At 33.2% G+C, this 20,944-nt stretch carries 17 protein-coding genes; 12 read left to right on the top strand and 5 right to left on the bottom strand.

Annotation, left to right across the window (positions count from 1 at the left end; all coding sequences use genetic code 11):
* Positions 1-64: 64 nt before the first annotated feature.
* A complete protein-coding gene (locus RAH41_RS06495; RefSeq protein ID WP_331221369.1) occupies positions 65-1,798 on the top strand; it encodes a M4 family metallopeptidase in 1,734 nt (577 codons plus the stop codon).
* A 396-nt stretch (positions 1,799-2,194) separates the two neighbouring features.
* On the opposite strand, the gene RAH41_RS06490 is transcribed toward RAH41_RS06495, so the two are convergent.
* The 3 genes from RAH41_RS06490 to RAH41_RS06480 all read right to left on the bottom strand — a co-directional run bounded on the left by RAH41_RS06490 (position 2,195) and on the right by RAH41_RS06480 (position 4,127).
* Positions 2,195-2,809 (bottom strand): TasA family protein, encoded by a 615-nt coding sequence (locus RAH41_RS06490; protein WP_331221368.1) that lies wholly within the window; start codon positions 2,807-2,809, stop codon positions 2,195-2,197.
* 72 nt (positions 2,810-2,881) lie between these two features.
* On the bottom strand, positions 2,882-3,430 hold the full coding sequence (gene sipW / locus RAH41_RS06485; protein ID WP_331221367.1) for a signal peptidase I SipW: 549 nt from the start codon (positions 3,428-3,430) through the stop codon (positions 2,882-2,884).
* A 10-nt stretch (positions 3,431-3,440) separates the two neighbouring features.
* Entirely contained in the window at positions 3,441-4,127 is a 687-nt protein-coding gene (locus RAH41_RS06480) for a DUF4047 domain-containing protein (protein WP_331221366.1), read from the bottom strand.
* Between the two features lie 264 nt (positions 4,128-4,391).
* Between RAH41_RS06480 and RAH41_RS06475 the strand changes: the two genes are divergently transcribed.
* The 6 genes from RAH41_RS06475 to RAH41_RS06450 all read left to right on the top strand — a co-directional run bounded on the left by RAH41_RS06475 (position 4,392) and on the right by RAH41_RS06450 (position 12,324).
* Complete coding sequence (locus tag RAH41_RS06475) at positions 4,392-6,095, top strand: M4 family metallopeptidase (RefSeq protein WP_419471574.1); 1,704 nt, start codon at positions 4,392-4,394, stop codon at positions 6,093-6,095.
* Between the two features lie 215 nt (positions 6,096-6,310).
* Positions 6,311-7,573, top strand: a complete 1,263-nt coding sequence (locus tag RAH41_RS06470) for a helix-turn-helix domain-containing protein (protein WP_331221365.1) — start codon at positions 6,311-6,313, stop codon at positions 7,571-7,573.
* A 797-nt stretch (positions 7,574-8,370) separates the two neighbouring features.
* Positions 8,371-9,048, top strand: coding sequence for a response regulator transcription factor (locus RAH41_RS06465; protein WP_331221364.1), 678 nt, complete (start codon positions 8,371-8,373; stop codon positions 9,046-9,048).
* Complete coding sequence (locus RAH41_RS06460; RefSeq protein ID WP_331221363.1) at positions 9,045-10,433, top strand: HAMP domain-containing sensor histidine kinase; 1,389 nt, start codon at positions 9,045-9,047, stop codon at positions 10,431-10,433. The genes RAH41_RS06465 and RAH41_RS06460 overlap by 4 nt, the downstream gene beginning before the upstream one ends.
* A 122-nt stretch (positions 10,434-10,555) precedes the next feature.
* Positions 10,556-11,641: an ABC transporter permease gene (locus RAH41_RS06455; protein WP_331221362.1), complete on the top strand. Its 1,086-nt coding sequence runs from the start codon at positions 10,556-10,558 to the stop codon at positions 11,639-11,641.
* Positions 11,641-12,324 carry an ABC transporter ATP-binding protein gene (locus RAH41_RS06450; protein WP_331221361.1) on the top strand — a complete coding sequence of 228 codons (684 nt, stop codon included), beginning with the start codon at positions 11,641-11,643 and terminating at the stop codon, positions 12,322-12,324. Before RAH41_RS06455 ends, RAH41_RS06450 begins: the two co-directional genes overlap by 1 nt.
* Positions 12,325-12,546: 222 nt before the next feature.
* On the opposite strand, the gene poxB is transcribed toward RAH41_RS06450, so the two are convergent.
* Complete coding sequence (poxB, locus tag RAH41_RS06445) at positions 12,547-14,283, bottom strand: ubiquinone-dependent pyruvate dehydrogenase (protein WP_331221359.1); 1,737 nt, start codon at positions 14,281-14,283, stop codon at positions 12,547-12,549.
* Between the two features lie 281 nt (positions 14,284-14,564).
* Here poxB and RAH41_RS06440 point away from each other — a divergent pair, with 281 nt between their 5' ends.
* The 3 genes from RAH41_RS06440 to RAH41_RS06430 all read left to right on the top strand — a co-directional run bounded on the left by RAH41_RS06440 (position 14,565) and on the right by RAH41_RS06430 (position 17,277).
* Entirely contained in the window at positions 14,565-14,903 is a 339-nt protein-coding gene (locus RAH41_RS06440; RefSeq protein ID WP_331221358.1) for a MerR family transcriptional regulator, read from the top strand.
* 31 nt (positions 14,904-14,934) lie between these two features.
* Positions 14,935-16,599 carry an acyl-CoA dehydrogenase family protein gene (locus RAH41_RS06435; protein WP_331221357.1) on the top strand — a complete coding sequence of 555 codons (1,665 nt, stop codon included), beginning with the start codon at positions 14,935-14,937 and terminating at the stop codon, positions 16,597-16,599.
* A 198-nt stretch (positions 16,600-16,797) separates the two neighbouring features.
* Positions 16,798-17,277 (top strand): hypothetical protein, encoded by a 480-nt coding sequence (locus RAH41_RS06430; protein ID WP_331221356.1) that lies wholly within the window; start codon positions 16,798-16,800, stop codon positions 17,275-17,277.
* 290 nt (positions 17,278-17,567) lie between these two features.
* Here RAH41_RS06430 and RAH41_RS06425 read toward each other — a convergent pair whose 3' ends face one another.
* A complete protein-coding gene (locus tag RAH41_RS06425) occupies positions 17,568-18,119 on the bottom strand; it encodes a hypothetical protein (RefSeq protein WP_331221354.1) in 552 nt (183 codons plus the stop codon).
* A gap of 116 nt (positions 18,120-18,235) precedes the next feature.
* Here RAH41_RS06425 and RAH41_RS06420 point away from each other — a divergent pair, with 116 nt between their 5' ends.
* Together RAH41_RS06420 and RAH41_RS06415 are read left to right on the top strand one after the other, a co-directional pair.
* A complete protein-coding gene (locus RAH41_RS06420; protein WP_331221353.1) occupies positions 18,236-18,535 on the top strand; it encodes a metal-sensing transcriptional repressor in 300 nt (99 codons plus the stop codon).
* A 15-nt stretch (positions 18,536-18,550) separates the two neighbouring features.
* Positions 18,551-20,944 (top strand): heavy metal translocating P-type ATPase, encoded by a 2,394-nt coding sequence (locus RAH41_RS06415; RefSeq protein WP_331221351.1) that lies wholly within the window; start codon positions 18,551-18,553, stop codon positions 20,942-20,944.

The raw sequence follows: 20,944 nt of genomic DNA, 5'->3' as shown, positions 1-20,944 counted from the left end.
AAAACCAAATTTTCTGAATAATTAAAAATGTAGTTGCGTTAAAAACAAACAAGGGGTGAGCGTTTTGAAAAAGAAACAAGCAAAAAGAATGAGAAAGAATGCAATTCCAGCGGTAATGGCTCTTACAATGGCATTTGGAGGAGTAACAACTTTACCTTCATTTGTAAATGTAAAAGCAAGTGCAGCAACAATTGATCAAGCTCTAAGTAAAGAAGAAGTTGTAAAAGCGTACCTGAATTCAAAACTAGAAAGTAGTTTAACTAAGTCCGTAACACCATATGACCAATTTAAAATCATTAGTGAACAAACAGATAGTTTAACAAATACTTATCATTTTAAAACTGTAGAACAGTACAAAGGCATTCCAATCTATGCTTCAGGTCAGACAGTAGCATTGGATGAAAATAATAACGTAATTGCTTCATTTGGGAATGTAACAAAAAGTTTAAGTCGTTCAATTATTCCAACTGAAGCATCCATTTCGGAGGATGAAGCGGTTGATATTGCCAAATCAAAAGTAGAAGAGCAAATTGGTGAAGTTAACCGATACGATGGAATTGATACAGAATTAACGCTTTATCCATATAAAGGTAAATACTATTTAACGTATTTAGTAAAAGCATCAACTTCCGTTCCAGCACCTGGATACTTCCACTATTTTGTAGATGCAACAAATGGACAAATTGTTGATAGCTTTAATGCAATTGATTATGCTTTACCAGAGGTAACTCCAGTATCAGGTAGAGGACTGGATGTAAATGGAAAGATGCAATCATTTTCTGCGGTGAAAGATCTTCAAACTGGTACAAGTTATTTACACGGTGCTTCCGTATATGGATCATCTACTAGCACAATTAATACTGTTCTTTTGAATACATATGATGCTCATCGTATGCCTGAAACAGCTTTTATCCTTCTTTCAGGACTACTGGGATTCACTGGTTTTGAAGTACAAACAACTAATTCAACCAACTTCTTTTATGACCCAGCCGCAGTTTCTGCACATGTAAACGCTGATAAAATTAATAAGTATTATCAATTATCCGTGAAACGTAATAGTTTAGATGGAAAAGGTGGGTCATTAACAAGTACAGTACACGTTGGTTCAAAGTGGAATAATGCTGCTTGGAATGGAAAGCAAATGTTATATGGTGATGGTGATGGGATTGTCTTAGGTTCATTAGCTGGAGGACTAGATGTAACAGGACATGAAATGACTCACGGAGTTATTTCAAATTCAGCGAATTTAACGTATAAAGGGGAATCAGGAGCACTTAATGAATCAATAGCTGATATCTTTGGTCAGTTAGCTCAAGATTATCTAGAATATCAAACTATTGCTACAACAGATCCGAAATGGGAAATGGGAGAAACCATCTATACACCAACGAAACCAGGAGATGGTGGACTTCGCTCTCTAAGCGATCCAGGTAGTAAACGTGTTAGTACAACCTATATGCCTTCTGGTTACTATCCTGATACCTATGACGAAAGATACTTAGGTGACCTAGACAATGGTGGGGTTCATATTAATAGTGGAATTAACAACAAGGCTGCTTATTTAATTGCAAAGGGCGGTACGAATAATGGATACACGATTAAAGGACTAGGAAATGCAACTTTACAACAAATTTTATATAAAGCTTTGACACTTTACTTAACACCTTCTTCTAACTTTAAAGAAATGCGTGAAGCAATGATCCAGTCATCTAAAAGCATGTATCCAGACAAAGCTGGAGTACCATCTGCACAAACAAAGGCAGTGATGGATGCATATTCTTCTGTAGGGATTAACTAATAAGTAAAAAAATTGGACTAATTTTATTTTAAAACCCCCTTATTTATTATATATATTAAAAACACCTTTAAAGTCGTATAGTTTAACCTATATTACCTAAAAGGTGTATTTTTTTATGGATTAGATTTAGTATATGAATTTGTTAAAAGTGGAATTGTTGATAAAGATTAAAAAGTAACCTATAGAGTAAACATTTAAAATAAGTTTTAGTAGACAAATTAAGAATAAAATTCGCTACAGCATGCCCAATTAGAGAGGCAACTCCATACAGAAGAGTAAATAAAGTAAAATGGAGATTGAGATGTCAATAGTGAATAAATGAGGATATTATTAATAGGTATTTACTTAGCTAAATAGTAAAATTTAAAGCCACCTAATCATAGGTGGCTTTTTTTATTAGTTACTATTTGGATCAGTATCGTCATGGTATGTACTTCCGCCAGTTTGAGCGTTAAATGTCCAGTCGACTTTTAGCTTGTCTCCTTGGAATTCATTTTGATCTTGTCCATTATCAACAAACTCGAATAATACGAAAATCTTTTCCTTTTGACCTGTAGGAATGCCATCTGGAACCTTCGTACCTCCAACAAATCCTTGAATTTCTGTTAGATCTGGTGTTTGATTTTTTAAGTCATATAATGTAGTCTCAACAATTTCATTTGTTGCACTGCTAGTGTTGTACATGATTGTTACTTTAATATTCTTTGCTAAGTCTTCAGTGTTATCATTTTTTACGTCTTCAACTTGATATTTAGTGTTTAATAGAACTTTACTAATATCTAAAGTCCCATTGTTTTCTAACGTAAATTCACGATATACTTCATCACCAGGTTTTAAATTGCTAATGTTTACAACAGCATTAGGATTCATACCTAAGTCTACAGTACCAGTTGCAAACGTATTATCAGTTTTAATTGTATCGCTGAAATACGCAAATGTACCTCCACTAATTAACGATAATCCAACTGCTCCACTCATTACAACTTGTCCAATTCTCTTAGTAAAACTCATTTTATTTCCCCCTTAAGGTTTATTTATTAAACTCTTAAGCTTTTATTTTGTACTTAAGAGATCTAACCAATTTCATCCTGCAGTTTTTTGTTCAAACTCTTTTCTTAGTTGGAATAAATTACGTATTGCTGAAAGAGTTAGAAGAAGACCTGGAACTATTAACAATAGTGCAGAACCAGCTTTAGAGCTTACAAAATTTAATGCATAACCAACATATGGAATCGTGAAATTCGAATACTTTCCTACGATATTCTGGGGATACACAGTCCATAAATCTTGGGCGTTATTGTTATCACCCTTTGTTTTATATGAAATTTCACCATTTTTCTTATGAACAGCCGCTATTCTGTGAGTGATCAGCTTATTGTCCATGTGAAAGGTAACGATTTCACCTTTCTGATAAGTTGAAGGATTTGCACCTAGCTTAACGGCAATTATTGAGCCCGTATGAAAGGTAGGTTCCATTGATCCAGATAAAACAGCTTTTAATTGATAGCCTAAAATGGTAGAATCACCACCTGTAAATCTAGAAGAAATCACAATAAAAGCTAAGAAGCACAAGATGACAATAGAAATACTTTTAAAAATATTACCTACAATTGATAAAATTTTCTTCAACATGAGAGATCACCTATTCGTTTTGAGTTGTATTTGCAGAATTATTAGTATTTTCATTTTGGGTTGGAACTGTATCTGAACTATTAGAATCCTGGCTCAGAGTTGGATCTGTATCAGAACTTTGACTTATATTTGATTCTGTATCTTTTTTAGGTTCAATAATATCGTTATGATTCTTCACCTTACTTCTATTTAGCTCGGTTTGAATTGTAGATTTAATATTTTCTATTTTTTGTAGATTAATTGTTTCATTTACTTGAAGAATTAGTTGGTTAAGAGCTTGGTAGCCCTTTCTCATAAATTCATAACTACTTTGTTCAGTTTCTGGAAGTTTATGAATTTGATTATGATAAGTGTTCATTTGGTCTTGAATGGTATGTAAACTCTGTAATTCACTATTTAATTCATGTTCCTCATTAAGCACATTCGTAAGTAAATTGGACAAATCAGGTTCATTACCAGTTAGTGTTACTTCCATAATCGAACCATATAATTGATTAGCTCTTGTTGAATGTTCTTTTGCAGCTGTTGTTAGTTGTTGAATTGTTTTAGGAAACACAATTGCTGCAGAAACGACTTGTTCTGATGAAGCTTGGCTAGAAAATGTTGCCTCGGTTTGACCAACTGTTTGCATTGCTAAGTAAAATTGAATCGAACATAAACTTACTATTATGTAGACTTTTTTCATTGGTTGTTTCAAATTTTTCACTCCTTTGCAAAAGCCCTGTTGAAATTCATTATTGCTCAGTTGTCAGAAAATTGAAACCGGGTTATTTTTGGGTGAATTTTAGGTAGTATTTTGTCGTAAATTGAAGTTATCAGGTTAAAAGGCTTAAAAGACAGCTCAAAAAGAACCCGGGTTTGACATATTGATTTAATTTGGAATTTTCTCAATAATGAAAATTGCAATCGTAACACAAATTAATAAGGGGTGAAAGTTTTGAGAATGAAAAAAGAGAAAAGAATGAGCAGAAAAGCAATTCCAGCAGTAATGGCATTAACTGTAGCATTTGGGGGCGGATTAACTTTACCTTCATTTGTAAATGTAAAAGCAAGTGCAGAAACTGTTAATCAAGCTTTAAGTAAGGAAGAGGTTGTAAAAGCCTTTCTTAATTCAAAAGTAGATGGTCTAGCAAGATCAGGTTCTGTATGGGAACAATTCAAGATTGTAAGTGAACAAGCTGATAATGAGACAAATACTTACCATGTAAGAACTGTTGAACAATATAAAGGAATTCCAATCTTCGGATCAGGACAAACTGTAGCACTTGATGAAAATAACAATGTATATGCATCTTTCGGTAATGTAACTCAAAGATTATCACGTGCAATTATTCCAACTGAAGCATCAATTTCTAAGGACGAAGCGGTTAATATTGCAAAGTCAAAGGTTGAAGAACAACTGGGTGAAGTTAATCGATATGATGGAATTGATACTGAATTAACCATTTATCCTCATGGTGGTAAGTACTATTTAGCATACTTAGTTAAGGCCTCAACATCTGTTCCAGCACCGGGTTACTTTCATTATTTTGTAGATGCTACTAATGGAGAAATAATTGATAGCTACGATGCAATTGATAACTTAGTAGATCCAGCAAATCTTACAGTTGCGGTTGGAAGAGGTTTAGACGTGTTTGGTAAAATGCAATCTTTCCCAGTAGGAAAAGATGCGACAACTGGTACTAGCTATATGTATGGTGCATCAATTGCGGGTGGTACTACAACAGCACCAAATATTGTACCATTAGCAACTTTTGATGCTCATCGTATGCCTGAAACTGCATTTATTTTATTATCAGGACTTTTAGGCTTTACTGGATTTGAGATTTCAACTACTAGTTCAACTAATTTCTTCTATGATCCTGCAGGGGTATCAGCACATTTGAACTCTGATAAAGTAAACAAATATTATCAAACTGTTCAGAAGCGTAACAGTCTGGATGATAAAGGCATGACTTTAATTAGTTCGGTTCACATTGGATCAAAATGGAATAATGCTGCATGGAACGGTAAACAAATGTTATACGGAGATGGCGACGGAATCGTACTAGGTTCACTAGCTGGAGGATTAGACGTTACTGGACATGAAATGACTCACGGAGTTATTGAAAAGTCTGGTGTTAATTTAACATATAAAAACGAATCAGGGGCTATTAATGAGTCTCTAGCAGACATTTTTGGAACATTCGTTGAAATTTATTCAACTAAGGAAAACGAGTGGGAAATGGGTGAAGACGTATACACTCCAACTAAACCAGGTGACGGAGGTCTTCGTTCATTAAAAGATCCAGGTTCTGTACGTGTAAGCACAAAATATATGCCATCTGGTTACTACCCAGATACTTATGCTGAAAGATATTTAGGTACTGAAGACAATGGTGGAGTTCATATTAACAGTGGAATTAACAACAAGGCTGCATACTTAATTTCACAAGGTGGTACAAATGAAGGTTACACTATTAAAGGAGTCGGTGTAACAGTTGCAGAAAAAATTTACTACCGTGCTTTAACGAAATACTTAACTGCTTCTTCTGGATTTAAAGAAATGCGTGAAGCAGCAGTACAAGCAGCTCGTGATCTATATCCAGATAATAAAACTACTGGTGCACCTTCTGCTCAAACGAAAGCAGTAATGGATGCGTATTCTTCTGTAGGTGTAAATTAATAATAAACCTAAAACCATGAGCTAGCTTGCCTGTTCATGGTTTTCTTATTTTATATTAGATTTTTCCTAAAGTTCCAATAAGATAGTAATAAAATACTATATTTTATAATTAATTCTTCATTAGAATATCCTAATAAATTGTGCGAATAGCATGATGGAATCTAAGCTTAACTAGTGTATATTTAGTAAGAGTTTTAGGATAGGAGGAGCATTCAATGATCGAGGGAGAAGTAATTAAATTTTATCGAATTAAAGCTGGACTGACACAAGAAGAACTAGGAAAAGGAATTTGCTCTTCCAAACATGTAGGGAAAATTGAAAGAGGGAATACATCCTACTCTTCAGAGATTATTGCCTTATTTTCTGAACGATTACAAATTGATATTCGAAAAGAAATTGTGAAGTTTGAAAGCCTTGAAAAGAAACTGGATAACTGGCATACCGCGATTATAAAACTGAGAATGAAAGATATTGAAAAACTAAAAAAAGAACTCGAAGAATGCCCATTCATTAATTCGACGAAGTATGATACTAAGTTTCAATTACTCCTTGCAAGATATTATCTATTTTTAGAGGATCGCCAAAACGCTTATACCATTTTACAATATTATCAAAAAAACTATAATGATCTCCCTAATTATGAACGAAATCTTTTTTTACATGTTATAGGAATTTATTATTTAAATAATTACAATAATGCAAGTACAGAGAACCACCATAAAGCATTACAAACATTAAAGAAAATTGACATAAATGAGTATGGTAATCCGGAATACTACTATCACTTAGCTGTAGCATATGGATGGGCTGATTCTAAGGTTATGGCATATGTATATGCAGAAAAGGCACTTAAACATTTTAAAGATACAAGTAATTATCTCCGTGCTATTAATGCCGAATCAATTATGCTTTTACATTCTGGCACTGATGAGCATATTGACTTTAAAAAATTGAAACAGTCATATAAAAACCTAATCCATGATAGTGAAACGCTAAATGCACCTGATAAAACAGGGATGTTACTAAATAACTTTGCTTTGGAATACTATAAAAGAAAAGATTATGAAAAAGCCCAAAAATATTACAAAGCTGCATTGCAATTAGAGAAAAAGCCGTCGGTAATTTATCTTCAACGACTAAATAATTATCTTAAAAGTTCATTTGAAGGGAAATTAATGCGTAAATCTGCCTTATTAAGTAGTGCTCAAAAGGGGCTAACAATCGCAGAGGATCTAAACAATGAACATTATCAAGTACTCTTTACTTTGCTAATCTATTCGATTGAAAATAAAACGAAAGAATATATTAAATACATAGAAAAGAAAGCGTTTCCTTATTTTAAGTCACGGAATCATACAGTTCTAATGAAACGATATGGTAAGCAGTTGTATGATTATTATGTAAAAGAAAAAGAGTTTGAGAAGGCAGTTGAAATGTCTAATTTCTTAATAGGTGCTGCTGATAAAACATATAACTAAAGGACTGTTAGAACAGTGCTATTATTTTTTTAGCAAGAGAAGCTGTTTCAGTTCCAAATATAAATTTAAAAAATAATAGAATAATGCATTACATTCTCTATTAAAAACGTATATTCCTTACAAACTCATTCACAAAAGAAGTTGTCATTAATGCGTAAAAGACACTGATTAAAAAAGATTAGATTCAAAAAAAGTTCCCTTAAGGAACTTTTTTTTTGAGCATTTATTATGTTGGAACAGTAAAATATTGGAACTAGATGCAAAACTTACTATATCTAACATAATTAGAGTGGCAGCTTAAATTCTTTCTCCTCCAGCAGATACGGTGTTCGCTATTGAACTAAATACCCGTTGCTAATGGAGTATAAGATGAAATACCACTCATTTGTAGACAGACTCTTTTCGAAATAATTGTCGTTTATTAACTTAAAATACACAGTAATAAAGAAGCTGATCGGGTAAAACAAGGTGTAGGGTTTGGTTTCTGTAGGAGTATCAGAAAAAGTGAAATACTTTAGATGCTAACGGACTACGCTATGTTCAAAAGTAAAATCAGTTAGTCATCTTCTTAAAGCGCAACAAGAATTACGAAAACAGCCTTAATGTACTACAATATTAATTTTATGTTTAACAATACAAAAATGTATGGGGGACAAACTATATTACAGAAATATTTTTAATCATCTTTTGATACATTAGCATTTCTGCCCATGAAAAATAGTAAAAGGATATTAAAATGAAAATATGATATGATTTTTTTTAATAATTGCACTAAGTTCAAAGAATGGGGATAAATTATGATTCGAATTTTAATTGTGGATGATGATTCTCATATAAGAGAGTTATTGAAAATGTATTTACAAACTGAAGGCTATACGACATTTGAAGCAGCTAACGGAGACGAAGCTTCTACATTGCTTGAGCAACAACAAATTAATTTAGCGATTGTAGATATAATGATGCCAGGTAAAGATGGTTACCAGCTTTGTGAAGAAATAAGAGAGTATTATGATTTTCCTGTAATATTGTTAACTGCAAAAAGCGAGCTTTCTGATAAAGAAAAAGGTTTTGCAGTAGGCACGGATGATTATTTGACCAAACCATTTGAACCAAAAGAAATACTTTTCCGGATTAAGGCACTGTTAAGAAGATACAATATGATTAGTGCTCAAAAAATCAAACTAAACGAAACCGTTATCGATCGAAAAAGCTATGAAGTTTCTTGTAATGGTAAATTACTTATGCTTCCAATGAAGGAATTTGAATTATTGTCTCAATTGGCAAGCTATCCGGATCGGATTTTTACGCGTGATGAGTTGATTCAATTAATTTGGGGTGCTGATTTTGAAGGTGATGATCGAACAATAAATGTTCATATTAAACGTTTACGTGAAAGGTTTTCTAAATTAACGAATGACTTTAGTATAAAAACCGTTCGTGGTGTTGGTTATAAATTGGAGGTCACTAGCAAGTGAAAACTTTATACATAAGAATTGTTCTTACAATCCTCGGTGTAATGATTTGTAGCAGTTTATTGGCCTTCTTTCTTTCAAATGTGTATTACCACTATAATCTAAAGCCGTATAATGACAAAAAATTAACTAAAATGGCTTTAGATGTTGGTACATTTTATGAAGAAAATAATGACCTTGAATTAAGCAATTACTTAAATAGTATTAGTAAATTGGGATATCAAATTTTATTAGTTGATCAGCAAGGGAATCAATCCTTTTATGGAGGATCTTTTAGAGAAAAGAAACTAGATCATAAAGTGATTGATTCTGTTTTAAACGGGAAGGTCTACCATGGTATTGCCGAATTTCCAACATCATTATTTGTTACTGGTTTTTTTGATAATACATTGAGGAATACAGTTGGTGTACCTATTAACTCAAGTACTAAGCATTTAGCTCTATTTATGCGCCCAAATGTACAGCTTCAATTTGGTGAATTGCGTATACTCTTTTCGATTCTCCTTTTACTGACAATTGTATTAAGTATCGTTTTCGTTCTAGTAAGTACAAGATATATTGTAAAACCAATTATTAAATTAACTGAAGCAACTAAAAAAATTGCAGAAGGAAAATATAATGTTCAATTGCAAATTAAACGCCAAGACGAAATAGGAAAACTGGCTAATCACTTTTTGCACATGTCACAAAAATTAGGGCAAATTGAAGCGATGCGTCAGGAGTTTGTTTCGAATGTATCTCATGAAATTCAATCACCACTTGCATCGATACAAGGTTTTTCTCAGTCACTACAAACTGAAAAGCTAACAGAAGAACAAAAGAATCATTACTTATCGATTATAGAGGAAGAAAGTAAAAGAATGTCTTTGTTAAGTAAACAATTATTAACGTTAGCTTCCTTGGATAAGGAAGAAAGTATATTGCAAAAAACATCTTTTGATGTAGCTGAACAAATTAAACAAGTAGTTTTTACAACTGAATGGAGTTGGAGAAACAAAGATTTGGCCATAGATTTAGAATTACCACAAACTTTTGTGTATGCTGATAAAAATCTACTGCATCAAGTTTGGACAAACCTAATGACAAATAGCATTAAATTTAATCATGAAGGTGGATCAATCTCAATAAAACTGAGTAGTAATGAAGAGTATATTCAAATTGAGTTTCAAGATACTGGAATTGGCATTTCCGAAAATGATCTAGAACAAATATATAATCGATTTTTTATTGCTGATAAAGCAAGAAATCGAAAGGAATCCAGTAGTGGCTTAGGTTTAGCAATTGTTAAACAAATCATTGAATTACATAATGGCCATATAGAAGTAAGCAGTAAAGTAGGCGAAGGAACTAAATTTCATCTATTCATACCGAATAGTAAAGAGATCTGATTTTTATTTGTAATCGACTGTTCACCTGTTGTTCATTTAACATTCCTATACTCTAAATTACAAAGAGTGATTCTATTTTTTACACTCTTTAAAATTTAGTATTTAAAGGAGATGAATGACAGGTGTTTCTTGCATTAAGGGAATTTAAACACGCAAAATTACGATTTTTATTAATTAGTCTAATCATGATCCTTATATCATTCCTAGTATTATTCGTTTCAGGATTAGCGAAAGGATTATCTTTTGATAATGCTTCTTCTATTGATAGCATGGCCTCAAACTATTTTGTTTTACAAAAGGAATCAGGTAAACAAATTAATCATTCAATGTTAACGGAAAGTCAAATAAATGAAGTTCAGAAATTGGTTGATGAGAAAAATTCTGCTACTTTAGGAGTTCAAATGACTACTTTTCTAAAGGATGGAACATCTAAAAAAATTGATGCTACGTTATTTGGAATTGATGTGAATGGTTTAGCGGCTCCAAAGGTAATTGAAGGAGAAATGATTAATAATTTAACAAAGAATGAAGTTGTGGGAGATATTTCTTTAAAAGAAAAAGGAATCAAGCTAGGGGACAATATTTCAGACCAAATCTCGGGTAAAGAATTTAAAGTTGTTGGATTTACCGAGAATCAATCATATAGTCACGCACCGGTTATCCATATGAATTACAAAGAGTGGTCGATGGTGAATAGTAAGAATTCATTTAATGCAATTGCGTTAAAAACAAACGAAAGTACGGCAAAAAAAGTAAGTGAAAAAGTCTCAGGAGTAGAAGTAATTAATAAAAATCAGGCATTAAAAGGCATACCTGGTTATAAAGAAGAACAGGGTTCTTTATTAATGATGATTGTATTTCTATTCTTTATCGGAGCTTTTGTGTTAGCAGTCTTTTTCTATATCATTACGATACAAAAAATCAATCAATTTGGCGTGCTAAAAGCAATTGGTTCAAAAACTAGTTATTTAGCTAAGAATATTATTTTTCAAGTTTTAACACTTACGCTATTAAGTCTAATGATCAGTATTTCAATCACATTTGGATTATCTAAAGTATTACCAGCTAGCTTACCTTTTGTATTTGATGCTCAGTTAATCATCGGAAGTTCATTATTATTCCTATTTGTAGCAATAGTCGGCTCGTTAATATCTTTATTAAAAGTAGTGAAAATTGATGCGATTGAAGCAATAGGGAGGGCTTTTTAATGAAAAATAAACTAGTGCTAGATAATATTAGCAAAATATACAATGACGGAGATTCTTCAGCAACAACGGTATTAGATCAAGTTTCTATTCAAGTAAAAGCCGGTGAACTAGTAGCAGTTGTAGGTCCATCAGGTTCAGGTAAAAGTACCTTCCTTTCAATAGCAGGAGCATTACTATCTCCAACGAGTGGAAAAATTTTGATTGATGATATTGAAATAAGTAATCTCCCAGCAAATAAGCTGAATGAATTTAGATTATCTAAAATTGGATTCATTTTTCAAATGTCTAATTTAATCCCGTATTTAACAGTTAAAGATCAGCTACTATTAATTGCTGAATTAGCTGGAATAAAAAACAAAGTTGCAGAGAAGAAAGCTAACGAATTACTTGAACAATTAGGATTATCAAAGAGGATGAGCAACTATCCAGAAAGCTTATCAGGTGGAGAAAGACAACGAGTAGCCATTGCAAGAGCACTAATGAATGATCCAGAAGTAATCTTTGCGGATGAACCTACAGCAAGTCTCGATTCAGAAAGAGGACGATCTGTTGTTGAAATGCTATCTAAAGAAGTGAAGCAAAGACAAAAAGCTGCGATAATGGTTACTCATGATAAAAGGATGCTAGACTTGTGTGACCGTGTTGTTTATATTGAAAATGGAAAACTTACTGAGCAATTTTGAAGTAGAGCCCGTTGTAATTGACGGGTTCTTTTAAAATTGTTTATGAGTAAGTACTCTGAAAGATTGAGCTGTTTTGATGACTCATGAAGGTGTTATGAGTAAGTAAATTTTAAAATACAGTTATTATAGTGACTCATAGAAGCAGATATGAGTACAATATTTGATTTGCTAATTTCTAATAATCAAAAAAGGAACCCGTTCAAATTTGAACGGGTTTTTAACTTATAGATGGAATCGGTCCAAAAGATTCGATTTAGCAAGATCAATTACATCACTTGCATGGCCATTTAATACAGCTTTTAATGTCCATAGTGTAAATCCATGCGCTTGTTCAATACTCACTTTAGGAGGCATTGCTAGTTCTTGACGGTTTACTAAAACATCGATTAATACTGGTCCGTTGTGTTCAAACGCTCGTTGAACAGCGGATTCTAAATCAGCAGGGTCTTCTACACGAATTCCTTCAATCCCCATCGCTTGAGCTAATGATGCAAAGTTAGGGTTTTCTAAAGTTGTACCAGTTTCTAGGTAACCAGCCGCTTTCATTTCTAATTCTACAAAACTTAGTGCACTATTATTAAATACAACCATTTTTACAGGTAATTTATGCTGATGGATTGTTAATAAATCACCCATTAACATAGATAATCCACCATCTCCGCATAATGCGACTACTTGCCTTCCAGGTTGGGAAACTTGAGCACCAATTGCTTGAGGCATGGCATTAGCCATTGTTCCGTGATTAAATGATCCAAGTAATCTTCGTTTTCCATTCATTTGTAAATATCGTGCAGACCATAATGTTGGCGTACCGACATCACATGTAAATATAGCATCTTCACTTGCAAGATCACTTACAATCTTTGTTAAATACTGAGGGTGGATCGGTGTTCGTCCTGGTTTTCCTACAGCAAATTTATCTAAATCTTCACGTACATTTTTGTATGCTGAAACATACTTTTCTAGATGGCTTGAATCTTTTACATCTGTTAAAAGAGGTAATAACTGACTAATTGTCTCTTTTACATCACCACAAAGTCCATAAGTAAGTGCAGCTCGTCGTCCTAAATGCTCAGCTCGGACATCTACTTGCAAAATAACGGCATCGTCTGGATAAAATTGTCGATAAGGAAAATCTGTTCCAAGCATCAATAACACATCGCAATCCATGATCGCGTGATATCCTGATGAGTAACCAATTAATCCGGTTAATCCTGCATTGTATGGATTATCGTATTCAAGGAATTCTTTTCCTCTAAGCGCAATAACCATAGGAGATTTTAACTTTTCACAAAGAAGCATTAAATGAGAGTGAGCACCTTCACAGCCTGCTCCGCAAAGTAATGTAACTTTCTTACCATCATTAAGAAAGCCAGCTAGTTTTTCCAATTCAGGTTTAGATGGACTAATCAGTGGATTAGTAACATGGATAACTTGTTCTGGAACTGTTTGTCGATCTTCTAAAGCAGCTATGTCTCCAGGTAAAACAAGTACCGATACACCTTTTCTTGCGATTGCATGCTGCATCGCAATCGTTGCTAGACGAGGCATTTGTTCTGCTCTATATACGGTTTCGCAAAAGTGACTGCAATCTTTAAATAATTGTTCAGGTTTAGTTTGTTGAAAGTATTCGCTTCCAATTTCAATACTTGGAATATGAGCCGCAATAGCAAGTACAGGAATACGGCTTCGATGACAATCGTATAATCCATTAATTAGGTGTAGATTGCCTGGACCGCTGCTTCCCGCACAAACTGCAATACTCCCACTCAATAAAGAATCCGAACCCGCAGCAAAAGCCGCTACCTCTTCATGGCGAACGCCGATCCATTCAATTCTTTTTGAGTTTTTAATTGAATCCAAAACAGCATTTAAAGAATCACCAACAATACCGTAAATTCTAGTAACTCCTGCCTGAATCAATGAATCAATCAGTAAATCTGCAATTGTTTTCCTCATTGTAATCTCCTTCTAGCTCACTATGATTAGGGAACTAATTGAATTTATTAAGCCTTAGGCTACAGATAAATTTATGCTTTGCAGAAATTCAAAACGTTATACCAAAAAAAGGAAGGAAAAGTAGGAGGAGTTAAGAATAAATACTTTAAAAAGTCTCTTATCCTCGAATTTTTTGTCGAAGGAATCCATCTTGAAACTTACGTTTACGTAAGATTTATAATGAATCTACAGTTAGAAGGAGGAGGACATTTTGAAGCTTTATTCGATTCGAGAAATGACGAATGAATTTAATTCGACTAAATAGAACCCTTAGATATTATGAAGAAATCGGATTATTAATGCCTACCTATACTGAAAGTGGTAGAAGAAGGTACTCTAAAAAAGATCGTACACGTCTTTATTTAATTCAAAGGGGTAAAAATCTAGGCTTTAATTTGCAAGAAATAATTGATTTATTTACAATCGATCGAACAGGTGAAAAACAATTACAAAAAACAATTGAATATGGAAATCAAAAGATTGGAGAGTTGGATAAAAAGATAAACGGTCTAATCCAATTAAAAGAAGAAATTATGAGAATGAAAAGTAAGCTTGAGCGGAATTTACAAAAATTCGAATAAAATATTAGCGGAAAAGGGTGAGGAAGGCTTTATGAATTTTTATAAAGAAGATCTTAATCTACAGATGATTTTAAGAAAATATTTTACAGAAGATTTTTTAACATGGGCTAATAGAGAATTAGAAGAATTTGGTGAGCTTTGTGCGAATGAAATTGATCAACGTGCAATTCATACCGATCGTGAAGGACAACCTCGTTTAATGAAGTACGATGCATATGGTAATGATATTTCACATGTTTGGGTAAATGATGGTTATAAGCAAACTGTAAAAGATACTTATAATAGAGGGATTGTTAGCTACATCCATAAGCCAATTCCAGAACTTGGTATAAAGGGGAATTATATTTATTCCTATGCACAAGGTTATTTATTATCGCAGACTGAAGCAGGTTTTTATTGTCCAGTAACATTATCAATGGCTGCTACGTTTTTAGTTGAAAGATATGCAGATGAAGCATTAAAAGAAAAATTTCTCCCTCATTTATTATCGACAGGAGAAATCGAATTATATGAAGGAGCAACTTTTTTAACTGAAAGACAGGGTGGTTCAGATGTTGGAGCCAATGTAGTGAAAGCAGTAAAAGAAGGAGATTACTATCGTATTTACGGAGAAAAATATTTTGCTAGTAATGCAGGTCAGTGTGGTATTACAACGATTTTAGCAAGAATTGAGGGAGCACCTTCTGGGAGTAAGGGGTTAAGTTTATTTTTAGTGCCTTGGAAAAATGAAGATGGTACAAATAACGGATTCATGATTCGACGCTTAAAAGATAAGCTAGGTGTAAGAGCTGTTCCCTCAGGAGAAGTTGAGTTTAATGGTGCGAAAGCATTTCTAATCGGAGATCCTTCTAGAGGCATTAACTATATGATGGAAGCTTTGAATCTATCTAGAATCTGCAATGCTGTGGCATCAGTTGGAATTATGAGAAGAGCTTATGTAGAAGCGAAGAAATATGCCGAAAATAGGTTAGCATTTGGACAATTACTAACAAATTATCCAATGGTGCAAGAGACATTAGTAAAACTTGCATCGATTCAGGAAATACAAACAAGTGCAGTATTTAATTTAGTGGCCTTATATGATCGAGTGATTGGGAAAGAAAATGGAACAAGCGAGGAGCAAACATTAGTAAGACTTTTGATTGCTATATTAAAAATGCGTACTGCCGAGGAAGCAATTCATTTCTCCCACGAAGCGATTGAAATGCATGGAGGAAATGGTTATATTGAAGATTTTGTTACACCTCGACTTTTAAGAGATGCCCAAGTACTTACAGTTTGGGAAGGAACAGCCAATATTTTAGGTTTAGAGATTTTGAGACTGTTTAACAAGATGAATGGATTCAAAGCATTTAAATTATACATTGAAGAAAAAATAATAGATACAGCCCAAACATTAGTAGATGAAGGTGAAATCATAAAGAAAAAGCTAGATGAATTAAATGAAATTGTTCAATATTTGTCTACTTTAGATGCTAATACGCAAACATACTATGCTAAGAAAATAGCAAATAAAATGGCAGATCTAGTAGAAGCGGTTACTGCTCTTGAAGATGCGAAAGATAATGTTCGAAAAGAGTATATTGCAAAAGTATTAATTCATGAACGATATTTTAAAGATGAAATGAATAAAGAACAAATTCATTTAAAGTATTTTGATGAAATTGTTGATTATAAGGTTTCGATAAAAAAGTAATGATAAAGATACTTCTTTAGATTAAAAAAAGCAAAATAGTAGAGTAAAGGTAGTAAGGATGTTCGTTTTTCTCTCTTTTTTAATCTAGTAATTTGCCATAATATAAAAAAATATATTCTATAAACAACCAATTTATAACAAAATTTACCAGTAGCATGATACTATTAGTAGCTGAAGTTAATAATTGGGGGGAAAGTAATGCAGTTTTTGATACTGACTTGTAGTTTAGTGTTTATTTATTTTAATTACTCTGTTACAAAGGATTTACTCAAAGCAAATTCAAAAATGGTTAAATTAAATAGCCGTTTTATTAAACTTTTAAATATAGTGAAATTTGCTCCAGTAATTGCTTTTAGCATTTTATTAGTTTTAGTTTTATTATATTTCCATACTAAATCAGGGATCAGGCTATCACACGCTTGGTATATTTCACAGTTTTGGGCTTATGCTACACTTTTTTATTTTTTCTATAAAATCATTAAGCATAGAATAAGTCTTATTTTTGCCGCTCTATCAATCATTATTGCCATTTATAATACTCCATTATTTCATTACGAACACATATTTATAGGTCGTAGTGTTATAGTTTCCGACTTTATTGGAATATTTATGTTTCTTTCAATGTGGTTTACAATATCTAAAATTACTGCACTAAGAGTACGGGAAGCGATTAGTTGAACAATGAAATAATACAGAGCTAACCTAAAACCCAGACAAGGGTACAATGTTGCCAATTCCTATGGTCTTATTTGGTATGCAAATGCAAGTAGCAATGGCCATATTCACCGTTAATTTAAAACGAATTATGACTTTGATGAGTGTAAAAAATAAATAAGTATGAAAGAAAAAGGAAGTTTTTACGTTTAATATTGAACGAAAAACCTCCTTTTTAATTTAAACATTTAAAAGAATAATAAAAAAAATGTGTTTTTCAGTGGCCTCAAGCGAGCATCCTTTTGTGGAAATTTCTACTTTTTAAACACATTAATTTTATAGTTCTGAGAAACAGTAGTAGTTCCAAAATGTGTAAAAGAATAAAACACAGTTAAGATGAGTAGCAGGCTAGAAATAATAATTACTGGAAAGAATGATGATAGTAGTTTTGGGAATCGCTGACTTAAAAACATAGTAGAACAAAATATGGCCGAACAAGTTAATAATAATAAACAAATTAATAATAAAGCATGTGCTTCTGATATGGAAATCATAACGACGATCATGCTCCCCATCATACCGGCCATCATGCCAGTAAAGATCCCCTCAAGTAATGCAAGGAAATGTAATCGAAAGCCAATACATAATCCGATGAGTGCAGATAATCCCATCGAAATGAGTAAAGAGTTGAAAAATTGTTGGTGATTTGAAAGTGTAATGAGCACACCTATTGTTAAACCAGTAGTCATACTGATCATCATCATATACATCATTTGATGCATCTGGTCATTTTTTGTTGGTTTGAGGTGGATTGAAATGATTGTAATAAAGAGCATTATGCTAATACATACCCAACTGGTGAACATATATGATACCCCCTAACTATTCGCTTTGTACCATCATATGGACAACTTAAAATAAATAGAATAAAAAATTGACACCTATACCCCCTATGAGTATATAATATTGGTGAGGTGATAAAATGGAAAATTGCCATGATGATCAAATGGTTCCAAGAAGTGAAGACGAAATTAACGATTTAATGAAGCGTCTTCGTAGAATTGAGGGGCAAGTAAGAGGAATTCAAAAAATGGTCGAAGAGGACCGATATTGTATAGATATTTTGACGCAAATTATGGCAGTTGAAGCTGCTATGAAAAAAGTAAGTTTCTCATTAATTGAAAGACATGCGAATCATTGTATGGTTAAGGCAGTTAAAGAAAACAATGGCAAAGAATCGGTCAACGAATTAATGGAGGTTATTAAACGTTACGTAAAGTAAAGGGGGTTGATTAGAATGAATAATGCAAAGCAGTTAACTCTTGGTATTGAGGGGATGACCTGCGCCGCATGTGCAACCCGAATCGAAAAAAGCTTAAATCGAATGGATGGATTGAATGCGAATGTGAATCTGGCATTAGAAAAAGCTACTATTGTCTATAATAACGGACAATATCAAACTTCTGATTTAATAGAAAAAATCCATTCGATTGGCTATGAGGTTGCAGTTGAAAAAATTACGATAAATATTGAAGGAATGACATGTGCTGCTTGTTCAGCTCGAATTGAAAAAGTAATAGGGAAAATGGATGGAGTTATTCAAATTAATGTTAATCTAGCAATGAATATAGCAACGATTTCCTATTTACCTGAAGTAAGTTCACTTCAATCGATCATCGATAAAATTAGTCATATTGGTTATACAGCAGTTATAAAAGAAGAAAATGCAGTGAAAGAAAAAGACACAACAAAAATAAAACAGATTCAATTGATTAGTTCAATCTTACTTTCACTTCCTCTGTTGTATTCGATGGTATCCCATCTGCCATTTAGTACAAATATATGGATGCCACATTTATTAATGAATCCATGGTTTCAACTTTTGTTTGCAACTCCTGTACAGTTTATTATAGGTTGGCATTTTTACGTGGGAGCCTTTAAAGCAATACGAAATTATAGTGCGAATATGGATGTACTCGTCGTACTAGGAACATCGGCTGCTTACTTTTATAGCTTAGTTGAGTCAATTAAGACAATAAATAATGGTATGTATATGCCACATCTATATTTTGAAACAAGTGCGGTTTTAATAACGTTAGTATTGCTTGGAAAATATTTTGAGCATATTGCCAAAGGGAAAACGACTGAAGCAATTTCAAAACTAATGGAATTGCAAGCGAAGGAAGCAATTGTTTTAGAAAATGGAAATGAAGTTTATGTACCATTGGAAGCTGTAAAAGTTGGAGATCTACTACTTGTTAAACCAGGTGAGAAAATTCCAGTGGATGGTGTTATTGTTTCGGGAGTATCTACAGTTGATGAATCAATGATTACAGGTGAGTCTTTACCAGTTGATAAAAAGACTGATGATAAAGTTGTTGGAGCAACAGTTAATGGAAATGGTATTTTAACAATACGAGCTGAAAAGGTTGGTAAGGATACCGCATTAGCAAATATTGTGAAAATAGTTGAAGAGGCACAAGGTTCAAAAGCTCCAATTCAAAGATTAGCTGATCGAATTTCGAATATATTCGTTCCAATTGTAATTGGCATAGCCATATTGACCTTTATCATTTGGTTTTTTGTAGTCGATCCACAAAATTTGCCTAAGTCAATTGAAGTAGCAATAGCTGTTTTAGTCATAGCATGTCCTTGTGCTTTAGGACTTGCTACACCAACTTCAATTATGGTTGGAAGTGGAAAAGGTGCGGAAAACGGTATTTTATACAAAGGTGGAGAATTCCTAGAAACTACCCAAAAAATTAATACAATCATTCTTGATAAAACAGGGACTGTTACAAAAGGGAAGCCTGAAGTGACAGATATCATTAATTTAAATCATCGGGAAGATTTATTGAAGCTCGTTGCAAGTGTAGAGAAAATGTCAGAGCATCCATTAGCACAAGCAATTGTTCAATACGCTCTTCAACAGGAATTGCAACTAACTGATCTTACAGAGTTTATTGCCATACCCGGACATGGTGTAGTAGCCTTGATTGAAAATAAAAAGGTATCTATCGGTACTCGAAAGTTAATGAATGAAAAGAATATCGATTTTTCTTCAGTTGATGAACAATTAGTCGTATTTGAATCTGCAGGAAAGACAGGGATGTTAGTAGCAATTGACGATAAGCTTGAAGGAATTATTGCTGTAGCCGATACAATTAAAGAATCTTCAAGAAATGCGATAAACGCATTAAAGGATTTAAAAATAGAAGTTTTTATGGTTACTGGTGATAATAAACACACTGCACAGGCGATTGCAGATCAAGTTGGGATTGAAAATGTATTTGCTGAAGTTCTACCAGAGAAGAAAGCAGATATAGTAGCTGAACTACAAAAACAAGGTAAAATTGTTGCGATGGTTGGAGATGGGATTAATGATGCACCAGCTCTTGCTAAAGCTGATATTGGGATGGCAATTGGTACTGGTGCAGATGTAGCGATTGAAACAGCGGATGTTACGCTCGTAGGCGGCGACTTGTCACATATTCCGAAAGCTATTAGCTTAAGCAAGAAAACAATGAATAATATTCGCCAAAATTTATTTTGGGCGTTATTTTATAACAGTTTAGGTATACCGATTGCAGCTTTAGGGTTGTTGCAGCCTTGGATTGCAGGTGCTGCCATGGCATTTAGTTCTGTATCGGTTGTCATAAATGCATTACGATTAAAACGCATAAAAATTTAG

It is taken from the genome of Gottfriedia acidiceleris (assembly GCF_036421055.1).
GTDB classification, from domain to species: Bacteria; Bacillota; Bacilli; order Bacillales; family Bacillaceae_G; genus Gottfriedia; species Gottfriedia acidiceleris_C.
The sequence above is the reverse complement of the archived record's forward strand: the minus strand, read 5'-3'. Positions and strand labels throughout refer to the sequence as shown.

What these genes read in the sequence shown, in the direction of transcription:
- RAH41_RS06415 (WP_331221351.1), top strand. Translation starts at nt 18,551, where the DNA reads ATGAATAATGCAAAGCAGTTAACTCTTGGTATTGAGGGGATGACCTGC.
- RAH41_RS06425 (WP_331221354.1), bottom strand. Translation starts at nt 18,119, where the DNA reads ATGTTCACCAGTTGGGTATGTATTAGCATAATGCTCTTTATTACAATC.
- RAH41_RS06475 (WP_419471574.1), top strand. Translation starts at nt 4,392, where the DNA reads ATGAGCAGAAAAGCAATTCCAGCAGTAATGGCATTAACTGTAGCATTT.
- RAH41_RS06440 (WP_331221358.1), top strand. Translation starts at nt 14,565, where the DNA reads ATGAATTTAATTCGACTAAATAGAACCCTTAGATATTATGAAGAAATC.
- RAH41_RS06490 (WP_331221368.1), bottom strand. Translation starts at nt 2,809, where the DNA reads ATGAGTTTTACTAAGAGAATTGGACAAGTTGTAATGAGTGGAGCAGTT.
- RAH41_RS06420 (WP_331221353.1), top strand. Translation starts at nt 18,236, where the DNA reads ATGGAAAATTGCCATGATGATCAAATGGTTCCAAGAAGTGAAGACGAA.
- RAH41_RS06430 (WP_331221356.1), top strand. Translation starts at nt 16,798, where the DNA reads ATGCAGTTTTTGATACTGACTTGTAGTTTAGTGTTTATTTATTTTAAT.
- RAH41_RS06450 (WP_331221361.1), top strand. Translation starts at nt 11,641, where the DNA reads ATGAAAAATAAACTAGTGCTAGATAATATTAGCAAAATATACAATGAC.
- RAH41_RS06435 (WP_331221357.1), top strand. Translation starts at nt 14,935, where the DNA reads ATGAATTTTTATAAAGAAGATCTTAATCTACAGATGATTTTAAGAAAA.
- RAH41_RS06470 (WP_331221365.1), top strand. Translation starts at nt 6,311, where the DNA reads ATGATCGAGGGAGAAGTAATTAAATTTTATCGAATTAAAGCTGGACTG.
- sipW (WP_331221367.1), bottom strand. Translation starts at nt 3,430, where the DNA reads ATGTTGAAGAAAATTTTATCAATTGTAGGTAATATTTTTAAAAGTATT.
- RAH41_RS06465 (WP_331221364.1), top strand. Translation starts at nt 8,371, where the DNA reads ATGATTCGAATTTTAATTGTGGATGATGATTCTCATATAAGAGAGTTA.
- poxB (WP_331221359.1), bottom strand. Translation starts at nt 14,283, where the DNA reads ATGAGGAAAACAATTGCAGATTTACTGATTGATTCATTGATTCAGGCA.